The 23,752-nt window shown below is 66.9% G+C and carries 23 protein-coding genes; 13 read left to right on the forward strand and 10 right to left on the reverse strand.

The window, feature by feature from the left end; genetic code table 11:
• Positions 1-112 precede the first annotated feature (112 nt).
• From dnaK to trmB, 5 genes are all read left to right on the forward strand, one after another.
• Positions 113-2,023, forward strand: coding sequence for a molecular chaperone DnaK (dnaK, locus tag ACMAUO_RS11225; protein ID WP_420356960.1), 1,911 nt, complete (start codon positions 113-115; stop codon positions 2,021-2,023).
• Between the two features lie 191 nt (positions 2,024-2,214).
• Positions 2,215-3,342 (forward strand): molecular chaperone DnaJ, encoded by a 1,128-nt coding sequence (gene dnaJ / locus ACMAUO_RS11230; protein WP_420356961.1) that lies wholly within the window; start codon positions 2,215-2,217, stop codon positions 3,340-3,342.
• A 155-nt stretch (positions 3,343-3,497) separates the two neighbouring features.
• A complete protein-coding gene (dapB, locus tag ACMAUO_RS11235; RefSeq protein ID WP_420356962.1) occupies positions 3,498-4,268 on the forward strand; it encodes a 4-hydroxy-tetrahydrodipicolinate reductase in 771 nt (256 codons plus the stop codon).
• Between the two features lie 166 nt (positions 4,269-4,434).
• Positions 4,435-5,622: a methionine adenosyltransferase gene (metK, locus tag ACMAUO_RS11240; RefSeq protein WP_420356963.1), complete on the forward strand. Its 1,188-nt coding sequence runs from the start codon at positions 4,435-4,437 to the stop codon at positions 5,620-5,622.
• Between the two features lie 37 nt (positions 5,623-5,659).
• Positions 5,660-6,388, forward strand: a complete 729-nt coding sequence (gene trmB, locus ACMAUO_RS11245) for a tRNA (guanine(46)-N(7))-methyltransferase TrmB (RefSeq protein ID WP_420357274.1) — start codon at positions 5,660-5,662, stop codon at positions 6,386-6,388.
• A gap of 126 nt (positions 6,389-6,514) precedes the next feature.
• Here trmB and ACMAUO_RS11250 read toward each other — a convergent pair whose 3' ends face one another.
• Both ACMAUO_RS11250 and ACMAUO_RS11255 read right to left on the reverse strand, forming a co-directional pair.
• On the reverse strand, positions 6,515-7,462 hold the full coding sequence (locus ACMAUO_RS11250; RefSeq protein ID WP_420356964.1) for an SDR family oxidoreductase: 948 nt from the start codon (positions 7,460-7,462) through the stop codon (positions 6,515-6,517).
• Entirely contained in the window at positions 7,459-8,040 is a 582-nt protein-coding gene (locus ACMAUO_RS11255; RefSeq protein WP_420357275.1) for a DedA family protein, read from the reverse strand. The genes ACMAUO_RS11250 and ACMAUO_RS11255 overlap by 4 nt, the downstream gene beginning before the upstream one ends.
• A gap of 246 nt (positions 8,041-8,286) precedes the next feature.
• On the opposite strand from ACMAUO_RS11255, the gene ACMAUO_RS11260 reads away from it, so the two are divergent.
• Entirely contained in the window at positions 8,287-9,381 is a 1,095-nt protein-coding gene (locus ACMAUO_RS11260) for a hypothetical protein (RefSeq protein ID WP_420356965.1), read from the forward strand.
• A gap of 34 nt (positions 9,382-9,415) precedes the next feature.
• Positions 9,416-11,380 carry a prolyl oligopeptidase family serine peptidase gene (locus tag ACMAUO_RS11265; protein WP_420356966.1) on the forward strand — a complete coding sequence of 655 codons (1,965 nt, stop codon included), beginning with the start codon at positions 9,416-9,418 and terminating at the stop codon, positions 11,378-11,380.
• A gap of 109 nt (positions 11,381-11,489) precedes the next feature.
• On the opposite strand, the gene ACMAUO_RS11270 is transcribed toward ACMAUO_RS11265, so the two are convergent.
• From ACMAUO_RS11270 to ACMAUO_RS11280, 3 genes are all read right to left on the reverse strand, one after another.
• Positions 11,490-12,938, reverse strand: coding sequence for a sugar porter family MFS transporter (locus ACMAUO_RS11270; protein ID WP_420356967.1), 1,449 nt, complete (start codon positions 12,936-12,938; stop codon positions 11,490-11,492).
• Positions 12,939-13,099: 161 nt separating this feature from the next.
• Entirely contained in the window at positions 13,100-14,518 is a 1,419-nt protein-coding gene (locus ACMAUO_RS11275; protein WP_420356968.1) for a protein adenylyltransferase SelO, read from the reverse strand.
• A 69-nt stretch (positions 14,519-14,587) separates the two neighbouring features.
• The gene (locus tag ACMAUO_RS11280) at positions 14,588-15,643 is read right to left on the reverse strand and encodes an enoyl-CoA hydratase/isomerase family protein (protein WP_420356969.1); all 1,056 of its coding nucleotides are present in this window, start codon (positions 15,641-15,643) and stop codon (positions 14,588-14,590) included.
• Between the two features lie 105 nt (positions 15,644-15,748).
• On the opposite strand from ACMAUO_RS11280, the gene ACMAUO_RS11285 reads away from it, so the two are divergent.
• Together ACMAUO_RS11285 and ACMAUO_RS11290 are read left to right on the forward strand one after the other, a co-directional pair.
• Positions 15,749-16,243 carry a flavin reductase gene (locus tag ACMAUO_RS11285; RefSeq protein ID WP_420356970.1) on the forward strand — a complete coding sequence of 165 codons (495 nt, stop codon included), beginning with the start codon at positions 15,749-15,751 and terminating at the stop codon, positions 16,241-16,243.
• Positions 16,244-16,383: 140 nt separating this feature from the next.
• Positions 16,384-16,509 carry a hypothetical protein gene (locus tag ACMAUO_RS11290; RefSeq protein WP_420356971.1) on the forward strand — a complete coding sequence of 42 codons (126 nt, stop codon included), beginning with the start codon at positions 16,384-16,386 and terminating at the stop codon, positions 16,507-16,509.
• A gap of 9 nt (positions 16,510-16,518) precedes the next feature.
• Here ACMAUO_RS11290 and ACMAUO_RS11295 read toward each other — a convergent pair whose 3' ends face one another.
• Genes ACMAUO_RS11295 through ACMAUO_RS11305 form a run of 3 tightly spaced genes read right to left on the reverse strand, consistent with a single transcriptional unit; the run spans position 16,519 to position 19,153 of the window.
• Complete coding sequence (locus tag ACMAUO_RS11295) at positions 16,519-17,334, reverse strand: metal ABC transporter permease (protein WP_420356972.1); 816 nt, start codon at positions 17,332-17,334, stop codon at positions 16,519-16,521.
• Between the two features lie 23 nt (positions 17,335-17,357).
• On the reverse strand, positions 17,358-18,206 hold the full coding sequence (locus tag ACMAUO_RS11300) for a metal ABC transporter ATP-binding protein (protein ID WP_420356973.1): 849 nt from the start codon (positions 18,204-18,206) through the stop codon (positions 17,358-17,360).
• Positions 18,203-19,153, reverse strand: a complete 951-nt coding sequence (locus ACMAUO_RS11305; protein ID WP_420356974.1) for a metal ABC transporter solute-binding protein, Zn/Mn family — start codon at positions 19,151-19,153, stop codon at positions 18,203-18,205. The genes ACMAUO_RS11300 and ACMAUO_RS11305 overlap by 4 nt, the downstream gene beginning before the upstream one ends.
• Before the next feature lie 152 nt (positions 19,154-19,305).
• Between ACMAUO_RS11305 and ACMAUO_RS11310 the strand changes: the two genes are divergently transcribed.
• The 4 genes from ACMAUO_RS11310 to ACMAUO_RS11325 all read left to right on the forward strand — a co-directional run bounded on the left by ACMAUO_RS11310 (position 19,306) and on the right by ACMAUO_RS11325 (position 22,164).
• Positions 19,306-19,797 carry a transcriptional repressor gene (locus tag ACMAUO_RS11310; protein WP_420356975.1) on the forward strand — a complete coding sequence of 164 codons (492 nt, stop codon included), beginning with the start codon at positions 19,306-19,308 and terminating at the stop codon, positions 19,795-19,797.
• Positions 19,798-19,907: 110 nt separating this feature from the next.
• Positions 19,908-20,621 (forward strand): hypothetical protein, encoded by a 714-nt coding sequence (locus ACMAUO_RS11315; protein WP_420356976.1) that lies wholly within the window; start codon positions 19,908-19,910, stop codon positions 20,619-20,621.
• Positions 20,622-20,641: 20 nt separating this feature from the next.
• Entirely contained in the window at positions 20,642-21,640 is a 999-nt protein-coding gene (locus ACMAUO_RS11320) for an asparaginase (RefSeq protein WP_420356977.1), read from the forward strand.
• Between the two features lie 17 nt (positions 21,641-21,657).
• A complete protein-coding gene (locus ACMAUO_RS11325; protein WP_420356978.1) occupies positions 21,658-22,164 on the forward strand; it encodes a peptide deformylase in 507 nt (168 codons plus the stop codon).
• A gap of 173 nt (positions 22,165-22,337) precedes the next feature.
• Here the strand turns inward: ACMAUO_RS11325 and ACMAUO_RS11330 are convergent, their stop codons facing one another.
• Both ACMAUO_RS11330 and ACMAUO_RS11335 read right to left on the reverse strand, forming a co-directional pair.
• The gene (locus ACMAUO_RS11330; protein WP_420356979.1) at positions 22,338-23,219 is read right to left on the reverse strand and encodes a sigma-70 family RNA polymerase sigma factor; all 882 of its coding nucleotides are present in this window, start codon (positions 23,217-23,219) and stop codon (positions 22,338-22,340) included.
• Entirely contained in the window at positions 23,212-23,670 is a 459-nt protein-coding gene (locus ACMAUO_RS11335; RefSeq protein WP_420356980.1) for a carboxymuconolactone decarboxylase family protein, read from the reverse strand. Before ACMAUO_RS11335 ends, ACMAUO_RS11330 begins: the two co-directional genes overlap by 8 nt.
• Positions 23,671-23,752: the final 82 nt, after the last annotated feature.

Here is a 23,752-nt window from a genome sequence, read left to right on the forward strand (position 1 = left end):
CGGTACGGGCGGATGTGGTAAAACAGTCCACTCATCCCGCCACACGGCAGATTTTCTAGGGCCCATTCCGGTGCTTCGGGCCGGTCCGGGCCGCTGACAGGAGAGAAGACATATGAGCAAGGTTATCGGCATCGACCTCGGCACGACCAATTCGTGCGTCGCGATCCGCGAAGGGGACGAGAACCGCGTCATCGAGAACAGCGAAGGCGCGCGTACCACCCCGTCAATGGTCGCCTTCACCGACAGCGGCGAAATGCTGGTCGGCCAGGCCGCGAAGCGCCAGGCGGTCACCAACCCGTCCAACACGCTGTACGCGGTCAAGCGCCTGATCGGCCGCCGCTATGACGACCCGACCGTCACCAAGGACAAGGGCCTGGTGCCCTACAATATCGTCCCGGGCGACAATGGCGATGCGTGGGTCGAGGCGCAGGGCAAGAAATACGCCCCCTCGCAGATCGCCGCCTTCGTGCTGGGCAAGATGAAGGAAACCGCCGAGTCCTATCTGGGCGAGACGGTGACCCAGGCCGTGATCACGGTTCCGGCCTACTTCAACGACGCGCAGCGCCAGGCGACCAAGGATGCCGGCCGCATCGCGGGCCTTGAAGTCCTGCGCATCATCAACGAGCCGACGGCGGCGGCGCTGGCCTACGGCCTGCAGAAGCGCAACGGCGGCACCATCGCGGTCTATGACCTCGGCGGCGGCACGTTCGACGTCTCGGTGCTGGAAATCTCGGACGGCGTGATCGAGGTGAAGTCGACCAACGGCGACACTTTCCTGGGCGGCGAGGATTTCGACGCGCGGGTCATCAGCTACCTGGCCGACGAGTTCAAGCGCGAGCAGGGCATCGACCTGCGCGCCGACAAGCTGGCCCTGCAGCGCCTGAAGGAAGCCGCCGAGAAGGCGAAGATCGAGCTGTCCTCCTCCAAGGAGACCGAGATCAACCTGCCCTTCATCACCGCCGACGCCTCGGGTCCGAAGCATCTGGTGCTGAAGCTGACCCGCGCCAAGCTGGAAAGCCTGGTCGACGACCTGATCCAGCGCACGCTGGAGCCCTGCCGCGCCGCCCTGAAGGATGCGTCGGTCTCGGCGGCGGAAATCGAGGAAGTGATCCTGGTCGGCGGCATGACCCGCATGCCCAAGGTCATCGAGGCGGTGAAGCAGTTCTTCGGCAAGGAGCCGGCCCGCAACGTGAACCCTGACGAAGTCGTGGCCATCGGCGCGGCGGTGCAGGGCGCGGTGCTGAAGGGCGACGTCAAGGACGTGCTGCTGCTGGACGTGACCCCGCTGTCGCTGGGCATCGAGACGCTGGGTGGCGTGTTCACCCGCCTGATCGACCGCAACACCACGATCCCGACCAAGAAGAGCCAGACCTTCTCGACCGCCGAGGACAACCAGGGCGCCGTGACCATCAAGGTCTATCAGGGCGAACGCGAGATGGCGGCCGACAACAAGCTGCTGGGCAATTTCGACCTGACCGGAATCGCCCCCGCGCCGCGCGGCATGCCGCAGATCGAGGTGACGTTCGACATCGACGCCAACGGCATCGTGTCGGTCTCCGCCAAGGACAAGGCGACGAACAAGGAACAGCAGATCAAGATCCAGGCGTCCGGTGGCCTGTCCGACGCCGACATCGAGAAGATGGTCAAGGACGCCGAGGCCAACGCCACGGCCGACAAGGCCAAGAAGGAACTGGTCGAGGCCCGCAACCAGGCCGAAAGCCTGGCCCATCAGGTCGAGAAGTCGCTGGCCGAAGCCGGTGACAAGGTTCCGGCCGCCGACAAGGCCGAAGCCGAAGCCGCCATCGCTTCGGTGCGCACGGCCCTTGAAGGCAGCGACGTGGCGGCGCTGAATAGCGCCTCCGAAACGCTGTCCAAGGCGGCGATGAAGATCGGCGAGGCCGTCTACAAGGCCGGCCAGGCCGAAGGCGCTCCGGGTGCCGCCGGCGCGGGTGCCGGTGCCACCGGCCCGAACGGCGAAAAGGTCGTCGACGCCGACTTCGAAGACGTCGAAGACAAGAAGTAAGCTGTCGGCCACACAGGCCGGCGTTTACCGCGCGGCATGCGCCGGCCTTCGGGCCGGCGCCCTGCCCCAAGCGAGGCGCCCCCTTCCCTGAAGGCGGGCGCTTTTCCATTACATGACTGACAGGGCCGCATGCCGGCCAGGGGCACCGTTCCCCGTCCGGCTGCGAAGCGGCCCCGCCAATGAGGACCATTATGGCCACCAAGCTTGATTATTACGCCACGCTCGAAATCTCCCGCGATGCAAATGGCGACGAGGTAAAGAAGGCGTATCGCAGGCTGGCCATGCAGTACCACCCCGACCGCAACCCCGGCGATGCATCGGCCGAGGCGCGGTTCAAGGAAATCAGCGAAGCCTACGACGTCCTGAAGGACGAGCAGAAGCGCGCCGCCTACGACCGCTTCGGCCACGCGGCGTTCGAGGGCGGCGGCCCCGGTGCCGGCGGCTTCGATTTCGGCGGCGGCGGCCTGGGCGACATCTTCGAGCAGATGTTCGGCGACATGATGGGCGGCCGTCGCGGGGGCCGCCGCTCGGGCAGCGACATCCAGGTGCAGGTCTCGATTTCCTTCACCGAGGCGTTCTCGGGCATCAAGAAATCGATCACGGTGCCCACACGGGTCACCTGCGAATCCTGCGAAGGCACCGGCTCGGCCGATCGCGACCAGGGGGCCGAGACCTGCCCGACCTGCCATGGCGCCGGCAAGGTGCGCGCCCAGCAGGGTTTCTTCCTGGTCGAGCGCGCCTGCCCCACCTGCCACGGCGCGGGCAAGGTGGTGCGCAATCCCTGCACCGTCTGTCGCGGCACCGGCACGGTCGAACGCGAGCGGACGCTGGAAGTCGCGATCCCGGCCGGGGTCGAGGACGGCACGCGCATCCGCCTCTCGGGCGAGGGCGAGGCCGGCGGCAAGGGCGCGCAACCCGGCGACCTCTATGTGCATATCGCCGTCGAGCCGCACCCGATCTTCCAGCGCGACGGCGCGAACATCTATTGCCGCGTCCCGCTGCGCATGACCCAGGCAGCCCTGGGCACCGAGATCGAGGTCCCGGTCGTCGACGGCTCTCGCGCCAAGGTAAAGGTTCCCGCCGGCACCCAGACCGGCGAGAATTTCCGCCTGCGCGGCAAGGGCTTCTCGGTCCTGCGGTCGTCGGCGCGCGGCGACATGTATATCCAGGTGTCGGTCGAGACCCCGCAGCATCTGACCAAGCGCCAGCGCGAATTGCTCGAAGAGTTCGAATCCGAGGCCGACGACCACGCGCGCGCCAACCCGGAAAGCACCGGCTTCTTCAGCAAAGTCCGTGATTTCTTCGAAGGCAAGCTCTGATCCTCGGCGGCAGGGCCGACAATACGCGCGGTTGAACCCCCTCCGGGTTGCGGCTAGAAAACCCGCTATCCATGGTGATCCCCCCAACTCGCACCATGGATAATCAGGCGGCGCGATCCCCCGGTCGCGCCGCCACCCCTTTTCGGGACCGTGACATGACGACAGACAGGATGCGGATCGGCATCGCCGGTATCAACGGGCGCATGGGCCGCCTGCTGCGCGAGGAAGTCACGGCCGCCGGCGCCCTCCTCGCCGGCGGCACCAGCCGCGACCAGCAGGCCGACGCCACGCTTTTCGCCACGCTCGATGACCTGGCCCCGCTCTGCGACGTGGTGATCGACTTCACCCATGCCGTCACCGTCCAGGCACATGCCGCCACCCTGGCCAAAGCGGGCGTAAGCTGGGTGCTGGGCACCACCGGCCTGTCGGACGCGGACCAGGACGCCATCATCGCGGCCGCCCGCACAATCCCCGTGGTCCAGGCCGCGAATTACTCGCCGGGCGTCACCCTGGTCACCCGGCTGGCCCGCCAGATGGCCGAAGTGCTGCCTTCTTCGGTTTACGACGCCGAAATTCTGGAAATGCACCACCGGCAGAAGGTCGATGCCCCCTCCGGCACCGCGCTCGCCATCGGCCAGGCCGTCGCCGATGGGCGCAACATCGAATTGTCCACGCACATGGAATCCGGCCGCACCGGCCATACCGGCCCCCGCCAGGCCGACGCGATCGGCTTCGCCTCCCTTCGCGGCGGCCAGATCGTGGGGGAGCATACGCTGCTGTTCACCTCGGCCAGCGAACAGATCGCCCTGACCCACCGCGCGTTCGACCGCCGGGTTTTCGCCACCGGCGCCGTCCGCGCCGCGCTATGGCTGCGCGGCCGCACACCGGGGCTGTACAGCATGGAAGACGTTCTGGGGCTTCACTGAATATTCTCCCCGGCCGAAACGATCGTCACGGCAATGCCCATGCGGGATCGTGGTATCCCGCAAAAATACTTGACGATTTGTAGGTTCTCGGCCAAACGGACCCGCTTGGACCCCGCATGCGTGGCGGTGTCGTTCCCTATCCCCGTACGAGACAGACAGGACCATCATGCGTAACAAAGGTGATTTTCTGTTCACATCGGAATCGGTATCCGAAGGCCATCCCGACAAGGTTGCCGACCGGATCAGCGATACGGTGCTGGACGCCTATCTGGCGGCCGATGGTGAATCCCGCGTTGCGTGCGAGACCCTGGTCACCACCAATCGCGTAGTCCTGGCCGGCGAAGTCCGTGGCCCGGCCTCCGTCACCACCGAGGCCCTGATCGAAGGCGCCCGCGCCGCGATCCGCGACATCGGCTACGACCAGTCCGGCTTCTCGTGGAAGAACGCGACGATCGAATCCTACCTGCACGCGCAGTCCGCCGACATCGCCGTCGGCGTCGACAGCGCCGGCGACAAGGATGAAGGCGCGGGCGACCAGGGCATCATGTTCGGCTTCGCCACCCGCGAGACCGAGACGCTGATGCCGGCGCCGCTGTTCTATTCCCACGCCATCCTGCACCGCATCCGCGACCTGCGTAAGGCCGGCGATGCCCGCGTGGCCAACCTGCAGCCCGACGCCAAGAGCCAGGTCACGCTGCGCTATGTCGACGGCCGCCCGGTCGGCGCCACCTCGGTCGTCATTTCGACCCAGCATGACGAAGGCGCCAGCCAGGCCGGCATCCGCGACGCCCTGCGCGAGATCGTGGTCGACGTGCTGCCGGAAGGCTGGATGTGCCCGGATGACGAATTCTACGCCAACCCGACCGGCGTGTTCGTCGTCGGCGGTCCCGATGGCGATTGCGGCCTGACCGGGCGCAAGATCATCGTCGACACCTACGGCGGCGCGGCCCCGCATGGCGGCGGCGCGTTCTCCGGCAAGGACCCGACGAAGGTCGACCGTTCGGCGGCCTATGCCTGCCGCTACCTGGCCAAGAACGTGGTCGCGGCCGGCCTGGCCGATCGCTGCACGCTGCAGATTTCCTACGCCATCGGCGTCTCGCACCCGCTCTCGGTCTATGTCGATCTCGACGGCACCGGCCGCGACGTGGACGAGGAAAAGCTGGGCCGCGTGCTGCGCGAAGTCATGAACCTGACGCCGCGCGGCATCCGCAAGCATCTGCGCCTGAACCGCCCCATCTACACCGAAACCTCGGCCTACGGTCATTTCGGCCGCACGCCCGACGCCGCCCGCGACAATTTCACATGGGAACAGACCGATCTGGTGGACGCGCTGCGTGGTGCGTTCAACCGCTGATCACACCGGGGACCCCGTGACGGCATCCGAAACGAACATCCCTGCCTCGGTTGACGAGGCAGGGGCCCCCAAGGTTGCCGTCAAGGCGTCCCCCGACCGGCTCTACGGCCGCCAGCGCGGCCATCCGCTGCGGCCCCGCCAGCAGCGCCTGCTGGACGAAACCCTGCCCCGCCTGCGCCTCGACCAGACCCTCCTGGGCGACCCCGCGCGGGCCTTCGGCCGCGTCCCGGCCGAAATCTGGCTGGAAGTCGGCTTCGGCGGCGGCGAACATTCGCTGGCGCAGCACGCGGCCCATCCCGATGTCGGCTACATCGCCAGCGAAGTTTTCGAAAACGGCCTGTGTTCCCTGCTCTCGCGCCTGGTGCCCGACGATCAGGAAGCCATCGCCCCGGTTCCCGACCTGCTGCGGATCTGGGACGAAGACGCGCGCGTCCTGCTGCGTGCGCTCCCCGAACGGTCGCTCGACCGCATGTTCCTGATGTTCCCCGATCCCTGGCCCAAGGCCCGCCACGCCAAGCGGCGCTTCGTCCATCCGGCCAACATCGCCCTGGTCGCCCGCGCCCTGAAGCCCGGCGCGATCTGGCGCGTCGCCAGCGACGACCCGACCTACCAGGCCTGGGTCGAAGAGGTCATGGCCGCGCAGGACCTCTTCGACACCGCACCGCCAGCCACCACCCGCCCCGAGGGCTGGCCGCCTACACGCTACGAAGCCAAGGCCCTGCAAACCGGGCGCCAGCCGCTCTACTGGACCTTCGTCCGGCGCTAAGGCCAGGGCTCCGCCCTGGACCCGCCAAAGGGCAATGCCCTTTGGAAACCCAGTCGCTTTTCCTGATTGGTTTCCAAAGGCGCCGCCTTTGGTGGGGGTTCGGGGGCAAAGCCCCCGAGGGGGGATTCAGGAAAGTGCCACGCCAGTCAGCCGCTCCGAAACCGCCCACAGCCGCCGCGCCACCGAGAGGCTGAGCGCCTGTGGCGGAATGCGCGCCTCCGTCACCCGGCCGCGCCGCTCACCCCGTCCGCCCGGCCCGTAATAGCCGCCATCCCGCGCCTCGGGTGCGGCGGCGGCAAACAGGATCGGCCGTGCCCCGGCCTCGGCCGACTGGCCCAGATAGCGGAAGACGACGCGAACGATACGGCGCATCAGCCGTTCGGCGATGCCCTGCCGGGCGGAAGACCGGCTGACGGCGATATCGGTTCGCGCCCAGCCGGGATGGGCGGCAATGGAATGCAGGCCCCACCCGGCGGATTGCGCCACGCGGTTGAGTTCCAGCGCGAAGATCAGATTGGCCAGCTTGCTCTGCTGGTAGGCGCCGAACGGCGTGTAGCGATGCCGGCTCTGCAGGTCGTCGAAGACGATATGCCCCTGCCACGCCGCCAGGCTGGCCACGCTCACCACCCGGCCGCCACCCGCCGCGCGCACCAGCAGGGAACGCAACTGGCCGGTCAGGGCGAAATGACCCAGATAATTGGTGCCGAACTGCAATTCGAAGCCATCGGCCGTTTCCTGCCGGCGGGGCGAGGCCATCACGCCCGCATTGTTCACCAGGATGTCGAGCGTATCGGTGCGTTCCTTCAGGTCGCGCGCGAAATCGGCAACCGATCGCAGGCTGGCCAGATCGAGCGGCAGAAATTCCGCCCGCGCCGCCGGCAGCCGTTCGCGCAGCGCCTCCACGGCCCGGGCGCCCCGTGCCGCATCGCGCCCCGTCAGCAGCACGCTCGCCCCCCGCGAGGCCAGGCCGTACGCGACTTCATAGCCCAGTCCGCCGGTCGCACCGGTCACGACGGCGGTACGGCCCGTCAGGTCCGGCGCCCGGTCGATGGTCCATTTCGCGGCGATGCTCATGGCACGGTCTCTCCTTGCTGTTCCCGCTCGGCGGCGCGGATCGCTTCGTCAGTCAGACGCACTTCGTTCTTCTTCAGGAAAATGAAGCTGCCGCCCAGGACAAGGGCGGCAATGACGCCCATCGTGATTCCAACCGGGCCGGACAGACTCAGCACCTTGTGCCCCAGATAATACGCCCCCAGCGCATAGCCGCCGGCCCAGCCGATACCACCCAACGCATTGAAAAACAGGAACGTATGCCACGGCATATGGTTCGCCCCCGCCAGCAGCGCGACGAAGACGCGCAGCACGGCGATGAAGCGGCCGAAGAACACCACCTTGCCGCCATGCCGCCGGAACAGGTAGCGCCCCAGCATCAGCCGGCGGTCATTCAGCCCCACCTTGCCGCCATGGCGCTCCAGCAGCCGATGGCCGTAGGTCCGGCCGATCAGATAGCCGAAATTATCGCCCATGATGGCACCGGCGATCGCCGCCACCGCCACCCAGGTAATGTCCAGGCGGTGCGTCGCGGCGCAATACAACGCCGAGGAGATGATGAGCGTTTCGGCCGGCAGGGGCAGCCCCATGCTTTCGAGCATGACGACGACCGCGATCACGCCATAGCCGTAATGCACGAAAAGAGATTCGAAGGAATGAAGCAGCGGAGCGAACCCGTCCAATAGGAAAAGCCAAGGGGGTGAGGAACCGTCTGGTCAGCGCGCTGTCAAGTCAATAGGCGGAATGGCCGCCACGCCACCACATCGCCCCTTCTGGCACGTACCCGCCCAGGCTACGCTCGCAGCCACCCCGCCACATGGGGACCGCCGAAAAAAACGGAGCGTTCCGTGGCCGATCTGATCCTGATCACATGCATTTCCGGAGCAGGGTATCTGCGCCGTGCCCTGCCCGAAGCACAGACCCTGATCTTCGACCATCGCCTGGTGGACGGGCCGATCCCGGCCGGCGGGCCGCCCGAAGATTTTTTCCGCTATCGCCGCGCCCTCTACGACGCCGACGGGCTGTTCTATGAGGACGGGCAGTTCACGGATGTCGAGCCGGACGAGAATTTTCCCCGTTCGCAAAGAAGATGGAGCACGCTCCCCGAAGCCTGCCGCGACGCCGAGCGGGTCATCCTGTGGATCGACCCGGACGCGAACGCGCAGCTTATCCTGATCCAGTTGCTGGACTGGCTCGGCCACCTGCCGGACATCCTGCCGAAACTCTGGCTGAAACAATCGGAAAGCCCGACCGGAGAACACCGCGAAGGCGATTGGTGGCTGCCACCCCGGCCGATCCTGCCGGCCGACGTGGCGCTCGCCCAACGCGCATGGGATGCCTTCCGCGCCCCGACACCCGAACGCTGGGCACGGCTCCGCCACGATCCCGACCTCGCCCTCCTGCCCGGCCTGCCCACCGCCGTCGAACGCATGCTGGAGGAACTGCCGGACGGCACGGGACTGGGCGCCAGCGCCCGGCAACTGCTGCGCCTCGTCGAACGTCCCAACTGGACGGACAGGACCGGGAAACAGGGCGGAACGATCACCTACCCGCCCCTCCCGCGAAGCGATCGCAAAACCATGAAACTGATGTATCGGTTCGTGCATTCGGCGCCGCGCCGTCCGTTACAGCAGGAAAGCCACCAGCTCCTGTGCGACCTGGCGAGCGCGCCCCATCCCGCGGTGAGCGGCACCACCGAGCCCCACGCCGGCATTGCCCTGATGATGGACAGCGCCCGCTACATGCAATTCCGACGGGCCGTACTCAGCTGGACCGATTTCGGCCGCCGGCTCGTCGCCGGCGAGGACGACTGGTCGCGCCATAATCCGATCCTGCACTGGTGGGGCGGCACACGCCTGACCAACGACACGCTCTGGCGATGGAACCCGGACACGAAAACCCTGCTCCCGCCCGGCCCCCCATCGCCCCCCGCGTTCCATTGAGGCACTATCCGCCACCCCAGGACAGGAGCCCCGCATGACCGACCCCGCCATCCGCCCCTACGGCACCTGGCCATCCCCCGTGACGACGGCGCTGGTCGCCGGCAAGACCCTCGGCCTAGGCAGTGTGCAGGCCGACGGCGAGGCGGTCTACTGGCTGGAAACCCGTCCCGCCGAAGCCGGCCGCACCGTGCTGGTCCGCTGGACCGCCACCGACGGCATCCAGGACGTCACGCCGCCGCCCTTCGATATCGGCACCCGTGTCCACGAATATGGCGGCGGCGCCTATGTCGCGGCGGGCGGCCAAATCGCCTTCAGCCACCGGCCGGACGGCAGCCTCTGGCTCGTCGCGCCCGGCACGGCCCCGCGCGCCCTCAGCAGCGTGGCCGGCCTGCGCTTCGCCGATTTCGCCTTCTCCCCCGATGGCGGCACCCTGTTCTGCGTGCGCGAGGACCACCGCGCACCGGGCGAGCCAATCTCCACCCTCGTCGCCTTCCCCACCGACAGCAGTACCGACCCGGCAACGGAAACCGGCCAGATCCTGGTCTCCGGCCCCGATTTCGTCAGTTCCCCCCGTCCGTCACCGGACGGCACATGGCTGGCGTGGATCGAATGGAACCACCCCGCCATGCCGTGGGACGCCACCAGGCTGCGGCTCGGCCGGCTGGCATCACACGGCGACGACACCACACTGGCCGACATCCGCACGCTGGCGGACAACGGCGCCTCGGTCATCGAGCCGGCCTGGGCCGGCCCCGAAACCCTGCTGGCCAGTTCCGACCATGACGGCTGGTGGAACCTCACAAGCTGGGCCGTGCCCGACGGGCCGGCGGTCTCCATCGCGCCGATGGAAGCCGAAATCGGCCTGCCGCACTGGGTGTTCGGCCTGCGCAGCTACCAGCCACTCCCCGACGGCACGATCCTGGCCATCGCCATCGAGAACGGTGAAGCCCGCACCCTGCATCTCACCGGCCCGGTCGCCCGCCCCGTGGCGCTGGGCCACCCCGCCCAATGCCCTGCCTTGCTGGCGGACGGATCGTTCGCCTGGCTCGACACCCCGCCAGACGGCGCCCCCACCGTGCGCGTGGGCCGCATCGACGCGCCATCATACGTCCTGCGCGCCGCCACCACGCTGAACCTCGCACCCGGCGACATCGCCCATGCCGAAACGATCCGCTTTCCCTTGCCCGACGGCCAGCATACCGGCCACGCCTTCTTCTACCCGCCCGCCAACAGCCGCTTCCGTGGCCCGGCGGACGAAAAGCCGCCGCTGATCGTCATGGCCCATGGCGGCCCGACCGGCCGCGCCGGCAGCGCCTTCGCCTTCAAGGTCCAATGGTGGACCAGCCGGGGCTTCGCGGTGGTCGATGTCAATTATCGCGGCTCCACCGGTTTCGGCCGCGCCTATCGCCGCCAACTGGAAGGGCAGTGGGGCGTCGCGGACGTGGAAGACTGCATCGCCGCCTGCCGCCACCTGATCGCCACCGGCCGCGTCGACCCGGGCCGCATCGCCATTCGCGGCAGCAGCGCCGGCGGCCTGACCGTATTGCTGGCCCTCGCCGGCTCCGACCTGTTCGCCGCCGGCGCCAGCCTGTACGGCGTCACCGACCTGCGCGCCCTGGCGCAGGAAACCCACAAGTTCGAATCCCGCTATCTCGACAGTCTGGTCGGCCCCTGGCCCGAGGCCGAAGCCACCTATCTGGCCCGCTCCCCCCTGACCCAGGCCGACGCCATCCGCACCCCGGTCCTGTTCCTGCACGGCCTCGCCGACGCCGTGGTCCCGCCCGCGCAGGCACAGGCCATGGCCGACGCACTGGCGAGCAGCAACATCCCCTATGCGCATTATACCTTCGAGGGCGAAGCCCACGGGTTCCGGCGCGAAGAGACGGTGCGCCGCGCGCTGGAACTGGAACTGGATTTCTACGGCCGGATCTTCGGGTTTACCGTTCCCGATGTGATGGAACGGGTGGTGTTGTCCGGTACACAAGGGCTTTGCCCTTGACCCACCAAAGGGCAGTCGCCCTTTGGAAACCAAGTCGTTTATATAAGATGGTTTCCAAAGGCCGCCGGCCTTTGGTGGGGGTTCGGGGGCAAAGCCCCCGAGCGGAACGTCACTGCTCCACGATGGCCGTCTGGCCCCGACGCGGCCGAAAGCGCCCTTCCTTGAGCGCCTTTTCGATATCTTCCAGTGAAGCACCGCGTGTTTCCGGAACCAGGAAATACACGAACAGCACCGAAGCCAGATTCACCCCGGCATAGAACCACATCGTCCCGCCCAGCGAGATCGTCTGCACCAGCGTCAGCGCCGTGCTGGTCACCAGCAGGTTGCTGCCCCACAGCGTGGCCGCATGCAGGCTGGTGGCGGTGCCGCGCATCGGCAGCGGGAACATCTCGGCCCCCAGCAGCCAGCCGACCACCTGGATACCGCCCGAATTGAACATCATGAACAGCAACAGGAAGGCGATGATCATCCAGCTTCCGACACTGCCCTTGTCGGGATGGAGCATGAACATCAGCCCCAGCCCGATCAGGCTGAGTACCGAACCCGGCCCCATGATCAGCATCAGCCGCCGCCGGCCGACCCGATCGACGACCAGCGAACCGGTCAGCGTCATCGCCAGATAGACGACCGCCACCCCCACGCTGGCCAGCAGCGCCGTCGAATGGCCGAACCCGGCATCCGACAGGAACGTGGGGGCATAATAGATCATCATCTCCAGCCCGCCGCACTGGGTGAAGAACGCCACGCCGAACGCCGCCACCAGCGCCGGGCGCACCCATGGCTGCGACAGGCCGCGCCATCCCCGCTGCTCGTCGGAAACGTTCTCGGCAGCCGCGTGAATCTTCTTGATTTCCTTATGGATTTCACGATGACTCGTGCGCACCTTGATCAGTTCGCGGATCGCGGCCTTCAATCCCTTGTTTTCAGCCGTCCAGCGCGGGCTGCGCGGCAGGAAGAACATGGCGACGAACACGAACAGCGCCGGCCCGGCCGCGATCGCGATCATCGGCCGCCAGCCCCACGCATCGCGCATCGCAAACCCGACGATATTGGCAAGAAAGATGCCGATCCCGATCGCGACGTTGAACAGCGTGACCAGCCGTCCGCGCTGCGCGGCAGGCGCCAGTTCGGAGATATACATCGGCACGACCTGCGTCGATCCGCCGACGCCCAGGCCCAGATAGACACGGGCGGCAATCAGCGTGCCGACATCCGGCGCCATCGAGCACGCCAGGGCCCCGGTCACGAAGAGGGCGGTCACGATCATGACGGTGGTGCGGCGGCCGAACCGTTCCGACAGCCAGCCGGTGCCCACGGCACCGATCACAGCGCCGGCCAGGATCGCGGAGGCCACGAATTCCTGATCGGTGCTGCCCAGATGGAAATCCCGCGTAATCAGCAGCAGGGCACCCGAAATGATGCCGGTGTCGTAGCCGTAGAGGCCGCCACAGATGGCGGCCACGGCGGCTGCGAGCCAGAGGGTCAGCCGCGCGTTATCCGAAATCTCATATTCGGATACATGGGCCAGACTGGTCGATTGCGGCGAGAAATTCTGCATTCCATTCTCCCTGTTTCGGAGCCTGTTGGAAAATGCGCCCTGATGACAATCCGACGCGCATTTCCCGACAGGCTCCGGAAATAACTGCCCTGGAACTCCTTGCTCCATAGACGCTCCGAATGGCCCGATTGCCATGCCGGTATCCCGAATCAGGCCCGCCGTCAGGCGACGGGCGAGAGCGCGGCCTTCATATCCCGGATCGACGCGAGCGTGTCGTTGAGCATGCTCCAGTCATCCTGGTCCGCGATCGGCTGCCATATCCGCTCCACCGCATCGATCAGCATGGTGCAGGGAACGGATCGGGAAAAATACGGACTGGAAAGATCCAGGTCCGGTCGGGCGGAATAGCCATCAATCCGTTGACGCAACGGCTCGAATTCCGCACCCGCATAGAAACGGGCATTGGGCCCGTTCAGCGCCCGATGCCTGCTCTGTGCCCCTCCATACCAGTCAAAGAACAGATTTTCAAATCCTATTCCCGATCGTTCCAGAAACGTCCATGTCGCCGACGACAGATCCCGATCATCATTTCTGGAAATGGAAGACAGGCCAAGCCGTTTCACGATCACACCATTCATCTCTTTTTCATAACGATCAGGAAAGTCGTCGAAAATCTTCTGCAGATCATCGATTTCCGTCAGCCCGATCAGGCATTCCGCCAGCCGCGCCAGCGTCCACAGCACGGCCTCGGGCTGGCGCGCGAACGCATACAGCCCCGACTGATCGAAATAGGCAGCCACGAAGGCAGGATCGTATCGGGGCAGGAAACGCCAGGGGCCATAATCGAAACTCTCGCCCGTGATGTTGATATTGTCTGTATTCAACACGCCATGCACAAATCCCGCCCCCATCCACTGGGCCGCCAGACGCGCAACGCGGGTGCAGACGATATCGAACAGCGCCGTCGCCGCATTCCCCTCGCCATGACGGTCGGGGAAATAGGTGGCCATCACATAATCCACCAGGCGCGCCAGGCTGGCCCGGTCTTCCAGCGCGGCCAGGCGCTGAAAAGTTCCCACACGGATATGCGAGTGGCTCAGGCGCGCCAGCACGCACGACCGGGTGGGCGAGGGCTCGTCTCCCCGATGCAGCCGCTCGCCGGTCTCGATCACGCTCAGCGTCCGCGAGGTGTTCACCCCCAGCGCATCCAGCATCTCGCTGGCCAGGATCTCGCGCACCCCGCCCTTCAGGGTCAGCCGCCCGTCCCCGCCGCGCGACCACGGCGTGCGGCCGCTGCCCTTGGTGCCGATATCCAGCAACCTGCCGTCGCGCGCATCGCGCATCTGCGCGAACAGGAAGCCCCGCCCGTCTCCAAGGTCCGGGTTGTACTGGCGGAACTGGTGCCCGTGATAGCGCAGCGCCAGCGGCACGGGCAGCCCGTCGGGCAGCGGGACGAAGCGCCCCAGATGATCGATCCATTCCGCATCGGTCAGCGTATCCAGCCCGATCCGCGCCGCCGCGTCCTGGTTGCGAAAGCGCAGGATATGCTCGGGAAAGCGCGCCGCTTCCACGGGGTCATAGAACGCATCCCCAAGCGTCAGATGCGCGCGGGCGGGATGATAGGCGGCAGAAAACGGCATGAATCAAAACCTGGGATCGAGGACACGGGGCACACGGCCCACAACACATTCAGATGAAACGGCCCGCGCTCACACCGGTTCGGCAAAGACGGGCAGATCCAGCGTATCGGGGCGCGGGGCGAAGCAGGCTTCGATCGCCACCTCGCCCAGCGCCGCGCCGTCCAGCCAGCGCGGCGCATTGTCCTTGTCGACGATCTTGGCCCGCACGCCCTCGGTAAAATCGGGCTGGCGGATCAGGTTGCCGATCAGCCGATATTCCTGCTCCAGCACCGTGTTCAGGTCGGGCAGCCGCCGCGCGGCATGCCAGGCACGGAACGTGACCAGCAGCGAGAGCGGCGAGGCCTGCTCCATCGCCTCCCGGTCTTCGGCCGCCCAGGGCGCATCGCTGCGCGTCAGCCGCTCGCGAATGGTCGCTAGGTCCGGTGCGTCATACAGCGCATTGATCGCATCCAGTTCCACCTGCCCCGCGCGTGGGGCGGCGGGCGCCAGATCCACCACTTCGCCAGCCGGACGCCGGGCGAGGGCGGTCGCCAGATCCGCCAGGTCCGACGCCGCCAGCATGCGGTCGGCAAAGCCCGCCACCACCGCCTGCCCACCCTTCATCCGCCCGCCGGTCAGCGCCAGGCGCAGCCCATACAGCCCCGGCGCGCGGGAAAGCAGGTAAGACCCGCCCGCGTCGGGCGTCAGCCCGATCGCCACCTCGGGCATGGCCAGCACGCTGCGCTCGGTCACGATCCGGTGACGGACATGCGCCCCCAGCCCGATCCCGCCACCCATCGTGATCCCGTCCATGAACGACACGATCGGCTTGGGGTATCCCGCCAGCACCGAAACCAGCCGATAGCCCGCCCGGAACACCCGCGCCGCCGCGTCCGGCCCCGCTTCCAGCGCCAGGGTATAGAGCGCCCGCAGGTCGCCGCCGGCCGAAAAGGCCCGGGGGCTGGTGCTGTCGATCAGCACCGTCTCGACGCCCGGATCATCCCGCCACGCCGCCAGCGCGGCCGCAATCCCGCGATAGAGCGTGATATCCAGCGCATTCAGCGCCTTGGGGCGATTGACCGTCAGCCGCCCGAGGCGGCCCTGTCGGGAGATCAGCAGCGTATCGTCTGTCGCGTCGGCCTGCATGATGGTACGTTCCTTCCGTTTTCCCTGTCGTGATACTATGCCAGAACGATCAATGATGAAGATGTCGGCCCTACAGGAATGGACGACGGCAGGAAGGGCGCGGGCATGAGTGTGGACTCCCAGACCTATCGGGACGCGATGGCGCGGCTGGGCGCGGCGGTCAACGTGGTCACGACCGGCACGCTGGACGACCCGGTGGGCTTCACCGCCTCGGCGGTCTGTTCCGTCAGCGACGCCCCGCCCACGCTGCTGGTGTGCATGAATCGCGCCTCGCGCGCCCGCGCGGCCTTCCACACCGGCGGGGCAATCTGCATCAACGTGCTCTCCGCCGGCCAGCGCGACATTTCCGGCACCTTCGCCGGCCCGCTGGACATGTACGAACGGTTCACCGTCGGCCACTGGACGACCCTGGCCACCGGCGCCCCGGCGCTGGAAGAGGCCGTGGCCTCCTTCGACTGCCGGATCGACCGGATCGTCGAAGTCGGCACCCACAGCGTCATGTTCGGCGTGGTCGAAGCCATCCGCATCGGCGAACCGGTGGGCGGGCTGGTCTATTTCAACCGCGCCTACCACGTCCTGCCCCACAGCCACGACCACTGAAAGCCTGACCTGAAATGCGCGCTGGCGGCGATCCGGTGCGCGTTTCCTGTGCGTCGGTGCTCACGGCCATCAAGGCCGCTCTCGCTTGCCAGCCCACATTTCAGGTCAGGCTTTGACCGCCCGCCCGGAGGACCCACACGATGCCCGCACGCCGCCGCCAGGACCAACCGCCGATCATCACCGGGCCGGTGCTGCTCGCCCTGCATGCCGGGCTGGGGGCGACCCTGGCCCTGATGGCATGGTGGTGCTGGGCCCTGCCGTCCTGAACCCGACGGTCAGGTCGCGTCGGCGCCTGCACCCCGTTCGGTAAACCGCCATGCCCCGGCGGCCAGATAGGCGGCGGTACTCAGCGCGCTGATCCAGAACGACGCCGGGCAGTCGGTCCACCACGACAGGGCCAGCCCGCCCCAGCCCGCGCCGATCGCCAGCAGCACGGACAGCACGATCCCCCATCCCGGCGTGGCCGTCAGCCGCTGCGCCGTCGCCGCCGGCCCGACCATCAGCGCGAACACCAGCAGCACACCGGTAATCTGCACGCATTCCGCCGTCACCACCGCGACGATGGCCAGGAAGATGGTGGAGACCAGGCGCAGGTTCACCCCCCGAGCCTCGGCCGTTTCGGGCTGGAGGCTGGCAAACAGCAGCGGCCGCGACAGCGCCGCCATGGCCAGCACGCATCCCGCGCCCAGCACCAGCAGCCACCCCAGCATCGACCGGTCCACCCCCAGCACGTTGCCGAACAGCAGGGCCGTGGCACGGGTGGCGGATGTCGTCAGAAAATGCAGGAACAGCAGCCCGCAGCCCAGCATGCAGGACAGGACGAGCCCGATCGTGACATCCCGCCCCTGGGTGGTGCCGCGCCCGCCCAGCCCCATGGCCACCCCGGCCAGAACCGTGGCACCCATCAGCCCCCAGAAAGGCGGCATCCCCACCAGCAGCGCACCGGTCGCCCCCGCGAAGCCGACATGCGACAGCGCATGGCCGGCAAAGCTCTCGCCCCGCAGCACCATGAAATAACCGACCAGCCCGGACAGGATCGCAACGATCCCCGTCGCGGCGAAGGCATGGCGCATGAATTCGAAGGCGAACATGCCCGGATACTACCCCCGCCCGCTCACGACTGAACCACCCCATCGGCAACGACGAAGATACGCCCGTTCGCCCGGATCACTTCAACCGGCATGCCGTACAGCGCGCTCAGCACCGGGCCGGTCACGACCTCGTCCACCGTACCCAGCCGCGCCGCCCCGCGCCCCACATACAGCACCCGGTCCATCACCCCCAGCAGCGGGTTGAGATCATGGGTGGAAAACAGCACCGCGATGCCGAGTTGCCGACGGATGCGATCCACCAGCGCCACCACTTCGCGTGCGCGATGGGGGTCGAGGCTGGCCAAAGGCTCGTCCAGCAGCAGCAGCCGGGGCCGCCCCAGCAGCGCCTGCGCCAGCAGCAGCCGCTGGCGCTCGCCGCCCGAAAGATGGTCGATCGGCCGGCGGGCCAGATGCATCGCCCCCACCAGATCCAGCACCCGGTCGATCTCCATCGCGTCATGGCGGCGATGCCGGCCGGGCCGCCAGTCGCAGGGCAGGCCCCAACGCTCGCCATGCAGGGCGGCGGCAATGAAACTGCGCCCATCCAGACGCGGCGCGGAACGCGCCGGAAATTGCGGCAGATAGCCGATATCGTGGTTGCCGCGCCCCACCGGCCGGCCAAAGACCGAAATCCGCCCGGCCGATACCGGCACCACACCCAGAATGGCCCGGATCAGGCTGCTCTTGCCCGCCCCGTTCGGCCCCAGCATGCCCACGAACGCCCCGGCCGGCACAGTCAGGCCGACATCCGAAAGGATCGTACGCTCGCCGATGCGCAGCGTGACCTGCGCCATATCGACCGGCGGCATGGCGGCAGATGCCGGCGCGGGCGCCGGGCCGCCACAGCATGCATGCCCATCACGACCGTTCATGTCGGCCCCCCGACCGAACCCTGCCCCTGGCCCAGCGCCTGAGCCAGACGATCCAGCACCCCGGCAATCCAATCCTGATAGCGCATGCCCGGCGGCAGGCTCTCGCCGACATGCAGCACCGGAATCCCGGCTCCCCGCGCCAACTGCTCCAGCCGGTCGGTGGCCGGACCCGTCGTCTGTTCGTTCAGGATCAGGAGCCGCACCCTCCGGTCCGTCAGGTCCCGCTCGAACCCGGCAACCTCCGACGGACCAGGGTCGGTGCCGTTCATGACCGCATGCTGGAAATCCGCATCATGCATCGTCAGCCCGATCTGATGTGTCATCAGGCCGAAAATCGGTTCGGACGCGGCAACCGGCACCCCATGATAGCGCTCCCGCAGCCGGTCGATCCGCTGCTGAAGCGGCCCCAGCGCATCCAGGAACTGTCGCAGGCGATCCTGCAACGCCGCCCGCCGATCGGGAAGGATCGCGCCGCAATCGGCGGCGAACGCCGTCGCGACGGCACGGACCATCGTCAGATCATACCAGAAATGGGCGTTGTCGCCGTCCCGCCAACCAACCAGCGCCGCCACGTTCAGCACCACCGGCCGGTCAATGCTTCCGCCCCCCTCCATCAGCCGGTCGAGCCACCCGTCATATCCCCCGCCGTTCGCGATCACGATCCGTGCGGAACCCAGCCGCCGCCCATCCATCGGGCTGGCCTCGAACGCATGCGGATCGGCGGCGGGATTGGTCAGAATGCTGGTCACCGCCACATCCGGCCCCCCGACCTGGCGCGCGATATCGCCCCAGACCGCTTCGGCGGCGACAACGGCAATCGGACCATCGGCGCGGGCCGAGCGCGCGCCCGATACCACCAGCATGACAGCCGTCAGCCATGCGCAGATCAGGCGCATCATACCCGACCGGGCGACGCGAAAGGGGAAGTACATACAGTCAGCAGACACGCGGGCGGCCGTCAGCAGGAGGGTTGGCAGGTCAGAGCACGTTATAATGTAACATATTTGGAGCCTTCATATAACGCGCTTTCCGGCGTATGGAAACCAGGGAGCCGCACGGGCGGTCTCTCTGGACAGATCGGGGGCATGGCGCGGCAGGCATGGCGGCAACGATTTTCGCCGAAAAGACCGAGACTCGGCTGGATAATGCCGAGCGCTTGTGCGCCGCGCATGGTTCGCGGCTGACCGATCTGCGGCGTCAGGTGCTGGGCCTGGTGCTGGAAGCCGCGCGCCCGGTCGGCGCCTATGACCTGCTGGACGGCTTGCGCGCAGAAAAGAAGGGCGCCGCCCCGCCCACGGTCTACCGCGCCCTGGATTTTCTGCTGGAAGAGGGGCTGATCCACAAGATCGAGCGCCTGTCGGCCTTCGTCGGCTGCACCCATACGCTGGATGGCAGTCATGCCGAAGCCGGCCATCCTCACGCGGCGCAATTTCTGATCTGTACCGGCTGCGGCCAGGTGACCGAGCTGGACGATCACGGCATCCTGCATGCGCTGATCGACGCCACGCGGCATATCGGCTTCACGGTGCGCCATTCGACCGTCGAGGCGGAAGGGCTCTGCGCCGCCTGCCGCAACGTCGCAACGGCATAGGCACGACGGGCGAGTTTCAGACTTCACGGCGAACGGCACGACTGAGGATTATGGTGAGAAACGGTTACAGGGTCAGGCCGACCGGCCTGACGACCCGGAATTCGGAACGCATGATCTTCCGGATCGACGACATGCAGGGGCGGCCGCGCGCCCGGATCGCGGCAAAAGACGGCGCCCAGGCCCTGACACTGTTCTGGCGGCGGCGCGGCCGGCAGATCATGGCCGAAAGCCTGCCCGACCCCGACCCCGTAGCCACCCTGCGACGGAATTTTGCCATGGCACGCATCCTCCCGGATACCGCCGAACTCCCGCTGCCCGAACCGGTGCCCGCCCGCGCGGCTGCCCACCCCACGCCCCGCCGGCCCCGCGCCCCCCGCCCGGTGCGCGATGGGGCCGAAACCGGCCAGAACGACCTGTTCGCATCGCCGCTCCCCGCCGCCCCGCCGAAGGCCGAGCCCCCGCCCCCCCGGCGACAGATCACGCATCTGGACGCCGAGACCCTGCAACTGGCCCGCGTCCATTATCGCGGCCTGCAAGCCTCGGACCCCGCCGACAGCTACCTGTACCACATCACGACGAACGGGAATGCCGAAGCCATGCTGCGCGACGGCCTGGTCATGAGCCGCCGCCACCCCCTGCTGCTGACCGAGCGCGGGGGCGTGCCCTACTGGCTGTCCCTGGTGGCCGACGATGACGACGCCAGCGAAACCGATATCGCCGTGCTGCGCATGAAACGCTTCATGATCGACGACCTGATCGAGGACGACCCGGATTCGACCCGCAGTTCGGGCAGCCCGAGCTACTTCCTGACCGGCAACATCTGATCCCTAAGGACGACGCCCCAATGGACACAGCAATCGCCGAGATCGAGCGCGGCGGCCGCGTCGAATCCCGCCATGCCGGCACCGCCGTGGTGGTGGACGCCGATGGCGACGTCGTGTTCGCGCTGGGCGACATCGCGCTGCCGACCTACCCGCGTTCGGCGGTCAAGGCCTTCCTCGCCCTGCCGCTGGTCGAAAGCGGCGCCGCCGAGCGGCTGGGCCTGGATGACGAGGAATTGGCGCTCGCCTGCGCCTCGCATAACGGCGAGCCCGCCCATGTCGCGGTCGCCGCACGGATGCTGGGTCGGGCAGGGCGTGATGTCGCCTGCCTCGAATGCGGCACCCACTGGCCAACGAACGCCGACGCCGCCCACGCACTGGCCCGCTCGGGCGGGGCACCCAATGCCCTGCACAACAACTGCTCCGGCAAGCATGCCGGCTTCGTCTGCCTGGCCTGCGACCGCGACGAAGATCTGGCCGGCTATATCCAGCCCACCCACCCGATCATGCGCGAGGTCACGGCGGCACTGGCCGACGTCACGGATGCGGCACACGGCGAAGACAATCGCGGCATCGACGGCTGTTCGATCCCGACCTACGCCATCCCGATGCGCGCCCTGGCCCATGGCTTCGCACGCTTCGGCACCGGCCATGGCCTGGGCCGCGAACGCGCCCGCGCGGCGGCACGGCTACGCGCTGCCGTCGCCAATGCGCCTTTCATGGTCGGCGGCAGCGGGCGCTTCGACACCGTGCTGATGCAGGCGTTGGGATCGGCCGTCTTCAGCAAGATGGGCGCGGAAGGCATCATGGCCGCCAGCCTGCCCGAACAGGGGCTGGGCATCGCGGTAAAATGTCATGACGGCGCCCCCCGCGCCGCCGAAGTCGCAATGGCCACCCTGCTGATGCGCTTCCTGGGTCCCGAAACCCGCGACCACACCGTGCTGCGCGATCTGGCAACCCACGATATCCGCAACTGGAACGGGATGACGGTCGGCCGCGTCCGCGCCGCCAATTTCATCTGACCCCGGAAGGCGTCAGAATGACCGTGCGCCCGATCGTCATGTTTCCGGACCAGCGCCTGCGCAAGGCAGCCGAGCCCGTCACACATTTCGACGCCGCGCTTCGCACACTGGCCACCGACCTGTTCGACACGATGCAGGCCGCGCCCGGCATCGGCATCACGGCGCCGCATATCGGCGTGGCGCTACGTGTCGTGGTGCTGGACCTGCGCGACACAGCGGGCGCACGAACCTACATCAATCCGGAGATCATCTGGGCCTCCGACGAGACGATCCGACACGAGGAAGGCAGCGTTTCCATGCCGGGCGTCACCGAACAGATCGAGCGCCCGGCCAAGGTGCGCGTGCGCTACCAGGATCTCAACGGCCAGGAGCAGATCGAAGAATCCGAGGGCCTGCGCGCAATCTGCCACCAGCACGAAATCGACCAGTTGGACGGAATATTCTGGATCCAGCGCCTCTCCGCCCTGCGCCGCAACCGGCTCGTAGCCCGTTATGAAAAGATCAGACGCGCCAATTCAAGATAAGATCGCTGGCAGCGGCGTCGCCACATAGCGGCGAGAATGGAAGATATCTTCTTTTTCTGAAGAAAAAGAAGCAAAAAGACTTTTATTCGTTTCAAAGCCTCGGAACGGGCAAGCACAAGGTTCCAGAGCAGATCAGAAGTTTTTTGGTTCTTTTTTTCAAAAAAGAACAAAGATCATCGCCCGATCCCCATCAGCTTTTCAGGATTGCGTACAACCTGAATGGCGAGAACACGCCCCTCACAACAGGTCAAGGTCGTTACCTGCGGCAGACCATCATCTTCCAGGGTGACAAATCCCGGCTCTCCGTTGATCAATCCCTGATACAGAACCGGTGGAACCCGATACTGCCGCTTACGGGCCAGACCGACGAACAGGCGACTGACTTTCCCGATCCCTTCAATGATTTTCCGGGCAGCAGGCCGAACGCCGCCACCATCGGACACGAAGCGGACATCATGGCTCAGGAGGGTGCGCAAACCCGTTTCGTCCCCCAGACGGGACGCCTGTAGAAACGCCTCGGTCAGCTTCCGGCCGGCCTCCCGATCCATGGGGTGCCGGGTTTCGGGCTGCTTGAGGTGTTTGCGGGCGCGAGACGCCATCTGGCGGCAAGCGGCTTCGCTCCGCTGCAACAAGTCCGCCAGTTCATCAAACGGCATTTCGAAAAGATCGTGCAGGATAAAGGCTGCACGCTCGGCCGGCGACAGGGCCTGAAGCGCGGACAGGAACGCCATGGACAGGTCCTGTTCATGGGCATGCTGCCGGATCTGGGGCGCATCCTGCGTATCCAGAACGGGCTCCGGCAGCCATGGCCCGACATAATGTTCATATCGGTGCGCGGAAGACCGCAGCCAGTCCAGGCAAAGCCGCGTCATCACCCGAACGAGCCAGGCTCGGGGATGCGCGATCGTGTCGGGCCCGGCGGCATGCCAGCGCAGGAAGGCGTCCTGCGCCAGATCCTCCGCGACCGACAGCGACCCGGTCATCCGATAGGCAATGCCGATCAGATCCGGCCGGATCGCCAGAAAACAGACTGTCGTTTCAGTGGCGTCAGGCATGCTGGCCGGATGGCGGGCGCGGCTGGGCACGGAACCCGATGGCGATCCGGTTCCAGTGATTGATCATGCCGATGACGAGCGTAAGCTGAACGATCTCCTGGTCCGTGAAATGGGCGCGCAGGGCCTCGAAATCCGCATCCGGAGCATGGGTCTCCGCCACGAGGGTCAGCGCCTCCGCCCATGCCAAGGCCGCGCATTCCCGGGGCGTATAGAAGGCCGTTTCACGCCACGCCGGCAGCAGGACGATCCGGCGCGTGTCTTCGCCCGCTTTTTTCATGATCGCGGCATGCATATCAAGGCAGAACGCACAGCCATTGATCTGCGAGACCCGCATCTTGACCAGTTCGGCCAATGCAAGGTCAAAACCAGAGGATTTGAGAGCCTCTTCAAGCTCCAGCATCTTCCCCAGAAGAGCGGGAGCGGTCGCCAGATAATCCAGTCGTGGGGTCATGATCATCATCCTGTAAGCTGTTTGCCATAAGAGGATGTCTCAAAAGCCCCGCTAGCGGCGGCCTGACGGCGGTTTCCTGCGC

The organism is Gluconacetobacter brunescens, assembly GCF_048695475.1.
In the GTDB taxonomy this organism is placed as follows: domain Bacteria; phylum Pseudomonadota; class Alphaproteobacteria; order Acetobacterales; family Acetobacteraceae; genus Gluconacetobacter.

What these genes read in the sequence shown, in the direction of transcription:
- dnaK (WP_420356960.1), top strand. Translation starts at nt 113, where the DNA reads ATGAGCAAGGTTATCGGCATCGACCTCGGCACGACCAATTCGTGCGTC.
- dnaJ (WP_420356961.1), top strand. Translation starts at nt 2,215, where the DNA reads ATGGCCACCAAGCTTGATTATTACGCCACGCTCGAAATCTCCCGCGAT.
- dapB (WP_420356962.1), top strand. Translation starts at nt 3,498, where the DNA reads ATGACGACAGACAGGATGCGGATCGGCATCGCCGGTATCAACGGGCGC.
- metK (WP_420356963.1), top strand. Translation starts at nt 4,435, where the DNA reads ATGCGTAACAAAGGTGATTTTCTGTTCACATCGGAATCGGTATCCGAA.
- ACMAUO_RS11250 (WP_420356964.1), bottom strand. Translation starts at nt 7,462, where the DNA reads ATGAGCATCGCCGCGAAATGGACCATCGACCGGGCGCCGGACCTGACG.
- ACMAUO_RS11255 (WP_420357275.1), bottom strand. Translation starts at nt 8,040, where the DNA reads ATGCTCGAAAGCATGGGGCTGCCCCTGCCGGCCGAAACGCTCATCATC.
- ACMAUO_RS11265 (WP_420356966.1), top strand. Translation starts at nt 9,416, where the DNA reads ATGACCGACCCCGCCATCCGCCCCTACGGCACCTGGCCATCCCCCGTG.
- ACMAUO_RS11270 (WP_420356967.1), bottom strand. Translation starts at nt 12,938, where the DNA reads ATGCAGAATTTCTCGCCGCAATCGACCAGTCTGGCCCATGTATCCGAA.
- ACMAUO_RS11275 (WP_420356968.1), bottom strand. Translation starts at nt 14,518, where the DNA reads ATGCCGTTTTCTGCCGCCTATCATCCCGCCCGCGCGCATCTGACGCTT.
- ACMAUO_RS11280 (WP_420356969.1), bottom strand. Translation starts at nt 15,643, where the DNA reads ATGCAGGCCGACGCGACAGACGATACGCTGCTGATCTCCCGACAGGGC.
- ACMAUO_RS11285 (WP_420356970.1), top strand. Translation starts at nt 15,749, where the DNA reads ATGAGTGTGGACTCCCAGACCTATCGGGACGCGATGGCGCGGCTGGGC.
- ACMAUO_RS11290 (WP_420356971.1), top strand. Translation starts at nt 16,384, where the DNA reads ATGCCCGCACGCCGCCGCCAGGACCAACCGCCGATCATCACCGGGCCG.
- ACMAUO_RS11295 (WP_420356972.1), bottom strand. Translation starts at nt 17,334, where the DNA reads ATGTTCGCCTTCGAATTCATGCGCCATGCCTTCGCCGCGACGGGGATC.
- ACMAUO_RS11300 (WP_420356973.1), bottom strand. Translation starts at nt 18,206, where the DNA reads ATGAACGGTCGTGATGGGCATGCATGCTGTGGCGGCCCGGCGCCCGCG.
- ACMAUO_RS11310 (WP_420356975.1), top strand. Translation starts at nt 19,306, where the DNA reads ATGGCGGCAACGATTTTCGCCGAAAAGACCGAGACTCGGCTGGATAAT.
- ACMAUO_RS11315 (WP_420356976.1), top strand. Translation starts at nt 19,908, where the DNA reads ATGATCTTCCGGATCGACGACATGCAGGGGCGGCCGCGCGCCCGGATC.
- ACMAUO_RS11320 (WP_420356977.1), top strand. Translation starts at nt 20,642, where the DNA reads ATGGACACAGCAATCGCCGAGATCGAGCGCGGCGGCCGCGTCGAATCC.
- ACMAUO_RS11325 (WP_420356978.1), top strand. Translation starts at nt 21,658, where the DNA reads ATGACCGTGCGCCCGATCGTCATGTTTCCGGACCAGCGCCTGCGCAAG.
- ACMAUO_RS11330 (WP_420356979.1), bottom strand. Translation starts at nt 23,219, where the DNA reads ATGCCTGACGCCACTGAAACGACAGTCTGTTTTCTGGCGATCCGGCCG.
- ACMAUO_RS11335 (WP_420356980.1), bottom strand. Translation starts at nt 23,670, where the DNA reads ATGACCCCACGACTGGATTATCTGGCGACCGCTCCCGCTCTTCTGGGG.